Genomic DNA, 3623 nt, shown 5'->3' with positions numbered 1-3623 from the left:
GCCTAATACAGATAGCAGTCTTATAAACGAATCTCTTTCTGAAGAAATTAAGCGTTCATTGTCTACTTTAACAGAAAGAGAACGTGAAATTATTGTTCTTTTCTTTGGATTAAGCACAAATCATCCACTATCTCTTGAAGAGATTGGAGAGAAGTTCAATTTAACACGTGAGCGTGTACGTCAGATAAAAGATAAGGCACTTCAGCGTTTGCGTCATACCTCAAGAAGCAAGATCTTAAAATCTTACTTGGGATAGAAAGTTATTTGTTTAATCGGCCTCATCCTGAAATAAATTCAGGATGACGTAGCATAAGAAATATATAAAGTAAAAAAGATCGGGTATATACCCGATCTTTTTTACTTTTGTGACGTTCTAACCAAATTTAACCGCATGCTAAATAAGTACCAATCGGAGTTTCAAAGCTGGATTGAAAAGGAAAAAAAGGCAATTCAATTAATCAATATCGTAGGACAGCTATGGTTCGATAAATCAATTGAACTGGTACTATTCAGAAAACCTTTGTTTGACATAGGTAGCAGCGAGATACTTTCCTACCATCAATACGCCAAGGAAGTTAGTGGGAAAGACATTAACATTTATGAAACACTGGAATTAGCTAAAACAATAGCAAACAGTAACCTGGCACCTTCCAGGATTGACATTGGAAGATTAGCTGCAGAATGGCTTGAGGACAATAACACCAATATCCAGGATTTCGTAATTGGCAAGCTAAGCAAGCACATCGGCAAAGATAAGATCAACTTAAAACCTAAGGACGTAATATTGTTTGGATTTGGCCGTATTGGGCGCATCGCTGCAAGAGAATTAGTTTTGCAGGCCGGAAAAGGAGAACAATTACGGCTACGTGCAATCGTAACCAGAGGTCACAGCGACGAAGAGCTCATTAAAAGAGCTGAACTAATGCGCACAGATTCTGTTCATGGCCCATTTAATGGTACTATAATCGAGGATTTTGAAAACCATGCACTAATTATAAATGGGCAAACCATTTATTTCGTTGAAGCTGAACAGCCGGAAGACATAGATTACACTGTTTATGGGATTCAGGATGCCCTGCTAATTGACAACACAGGAATTTTCCGTGAACGGGAAGACTTAAGCAGACACTTGCGGGCAAAAGGAATAGCAAAAGTGTTGCTTACTGCCCCAGCAAAGGGTAATGTACCCAATATTGTTGCTGGCATTAATGATTTAGAGATTGATTTTGATAAAGAAACTATCTTTTCTAACGCATCGTGCACTACCAATGCCATAGTCCCCGTATTAAAATTAATAGACGATTGTTTTGGAATTGAAAAGGGGCATATAGAAACGATACATTCCTATACAAACGACCAAAATCTACTAGATAATTACCATAAAAAATACCGGAGAGGTCGCGCCGCAGCATTAAATCTAGTAATTACCGAAACCGGTGCAGATAGGGCTGTAGCGAAAGTACTTCCTCATTTAGGAGGCAAATTAACAGGGAATGCAGTACGTGTTCCTACGCCCAACGTATCACTAGCCATATTAAATCTGTCACTAAACAAAGTATCATCAAAAGAAGAAATCAGTGAGATATTGAAACAGGCCTCCCTTTTTGGGAATCTGTCTGAACAAATCGAATATTCAATTTCCAATGAATTAGTAAGTACAGACCTAATCGGCAATAGCCATTCGGCTATTATAGACGGGCCTGCAACCATTATGGCCAAGGACAACAAGTCTGTAGTAATATATGTATGGTACGACAATGAGTATGGTTATACCAGACAGGTTATCCGTCTCGCCAAAAAAGTTGCAGGCGTAGTTAGGCTAACTTATTACTAGAAATCTATATCAATAAGGCTGCTTAGTGGGATATGAACCCCGCTCTTTAATTGAAGGTATCTTTCTGTAACAGACCAAACGGTAGTACTAACTGTTTTTGGCCCCTCTGTAGTGTTAAATGTAATATCCGCTTTTGATTTAAATTCGTTTCCCAGTCGTTGCGCGGAGTTTAACTTATCTCTTAATTCTTCTGTGTGATTCTGATCGGCTGAAACGATTTTACTGATATCTATTGATTCTTTTTCTATTAATTCCCCTAACATAGTATTATGACTTATTCTTACTTAAATATGCATTTAATCTATTTAAATAACAATAGGACATGAAAAGAGTTACAAATATCATTCTATATCTTTACTTTAGTATTATATACCAATCATAGCAAAATGAGACTCTACCCTTTAATATTCCTTAGCTTATTGTTAAGCTGTAGTTCTGTAAAAAAAACAGATGCTCAAGCTGGAAGTCAGCTACTTAAAGATGTAGAAGTATTATCTTCCGATGCTTATGAAGGGAGAAAAACGGGAACAAAAGGTGGCGAAAAGGCACGCGTTTATATAGCATCCCGATTTAAAGAAATTGGTTTAAAAACTTTACCAACATTTTCTGGTTATGAGATGCCATTTACCTATACAGGCAAAAAAGGAACTGCCATTGAAGGCAAAAACATGCTTGCATATGTAGAAGGAAAGAGTAAAAATATAATAGTTATATCTGCCCATTATGATCATATCGGCATTATAAACAATGAAATTTACAACGGTGCCGACGATAATGCTTCGGGAATTGCGACATTATTGAAACTCGCCTCGCACTATACAAAGAATAAACCCGACCATACTTTAATTTTTGCTGCATTTGATGCTGAAGAAGCCGGTTTACAAGGAGCCAAAGCCTTTATAAAAAATCCGCCCGTTCAACTTGAGAATATCAAACTCAATATAAATATGGATATGGTAAGTCACAACGACAAAGGCGAGCTTTATGCTTGTGGTACATTTAAATACCCTCAGCTAAAACCATCTGTTTTTAGCAAGAATTCTAAAGTAAAAATAATTTTAGGTCATGACGACCCAAAGTTGGGTAGCAACGACTGGACAAATCAAAGTGATCATTCGGCTTTTAACGACAAGGATATACCTTTTATTTATTTCGGAGTGGAAGATCATAAGGATTATCATGGATTATCATAAGGCTACTGACGAGTTTAAAAACATCAATCCTGCATTTTTCACCAATGCAAGTGAGGCAATACTTGAAATAACCCAAAGGCTAGACCATCAGCTCTATTTGAAGTCTGTAATTAACGAAAAGAAAACAATAAATTAAGTGAGGGTTATTTTCGATTTTCAATCATCCCAACAAATTCACCACTTGATTTACCTCCAAGTGCCTGCAAACGTGTTGATTTAGTTCTATCTGCAGTGGTAGCTACTTTTGCCTGACTGGTGACTGCTATGCCTGGAGCCAGGATATTAATGGCTTCTGCAGTACAATCATCTTTAGGATTACCAAAATCATACATCACATCTCCAGAAGCAAACTCATATCCTTTAACATCAGGAACCATTCCAGTATAATAACCACCGCCACCCGCAGAGTTTTTAGTTTCAAACATTGAAAAGTAAACATCATACTTGTTCTCCAGGGTTATAGGAAAAAAGCCAACTGGTTTTCCATAAGAAGTCTCTCCTACCAACTTAACAGTCATATGAGGTTTAAGACTGTTTATTACAAGTTCACTAGCAGAAGCGGTATACTGTTCAACAATAAACACCACATTCTTCAC

6 protein-coding genes are annotated in these 3623 nt (G+C 37.2%); 4 read left to right on the top strand and 2 right to left on the bottom strand.

Annotation, left to right across the window (positions count from 1 at the left end; genetic code table 11):
- Positions 1–256, top strand: a 256-nt coding sequence (locus tag AC1DDX_RS25925; protein ID WP_477622869.1) for a sigma-70 family RNA polymerase sigma factor, incomplete at its 5' end; no start/stop codon positions are given.
- Positions 257–391: 135 nt separating this feature from the next.
- Positions 392–1834, top strand: a complete 1443-nt coding sequence (locus AC1DDX_RS25920) for a glyceraldehyde-3-phosphate dehydrogenase (RefSeq protein ID WP_288884419.1) — start codon at positions 392–394, stop codon at positions 1832–1834.
- On the opposite strand, the gene AC1DDX_RS25915 is transcribed toward AC1DDX_RS25920, so the two are convergent.
- Complete coding sequence (locus AC1DDX_RS25915; RefSeq protein ID WP_048904470.1) at positions 1831–2097, bottom strand: hypothetical protein; 267 nt, start codon at positions 2095–2097, stop codon at positions 1831–1833. The genes AC1DDX_RS25920 and AC1DDX_RS25915 overlap by 4 nt on opposite strands.
- A 123-nt stretch (positions 2098–2220) precedes the next feature.
- Here AC1DDX_RS25915 and AC1DDX_RS25910 point away from each other — a divergent pair, with 123 nt between their 5' ends.
- Positions 2221–3027: a M20/M25/M40 family metallo-hydrolase gene (locus AC1DDX_RS25910; protein WP_477622868.1), complete on the top strand. Its 807-nt coding sequence runs from the start codon at positions 2221–2223 to the stop codon at positions 3025–3027.
- Entirely contained in the window at positions 3014–3163 is a 150-nt protein-coding gene (locus tag AC1DDX_RS25905; RefSeq protein WP_477622867.1) for a hypothetical protein, read from the top strand. Before AC1DDX_RS25910 ends, AC1DDX_RS25905 begins: the two co-directional genes overlap by 14 nt.
- Before the next feature lie 7 nt (positions 3164–3170).
- Here the strand turns inward: AC1DDX_RS25905 and AC1DDX_RS25900 are convergent.
- A partial coding sequence (locus AC1DDX_RS25900) for a S41 family peptidase (RefSeq protein ID WP_477622866.1) occupies positions 3171–3623 on the bottom strand: 453 nt, incomplete at its 5' end.

This window comes from Pedobacter sp. 10L46_2, assembly GCF_056395165.1.
Note: the sequence above shows the minus strand (reverse complement) of the source record. Positions and strands in the feature narration are given on the sequence as shown.

Excerpts from the sequence above, each read along its gene's own strand:
- AC1DDX_RS25920 (WP_288884419.1), top strand. The coding sequence starts at position 392 with ATGCTAAATAAGTACCAATCGGAGTTTCAAAGCTGGATTGAAAAGGAA.
- AC1DDX_RS25905 (WP_477622867.1), top strand. The coding sequence starts at position 3,014 with ATGGATTATCATAAGGCTACTGACGAGTTTAAAAACATCAATCCTGCA.
- AC1DDX_RS25910 (WP_477622868.1), top strand. The coding sequence starts at position 2,221 with ATGAGACTCTACCCTTTAATATTCCTTAGCTTATTGTTAAGCTGTAGT.
- AC1DDX_RS25915 (WP_048904470.1), bottom strand. The coding sequence starts at position 2,097 with ATGTTAGGGGAATTAATAGAAAAAGAATCAATAGATATCAGTAAAATC.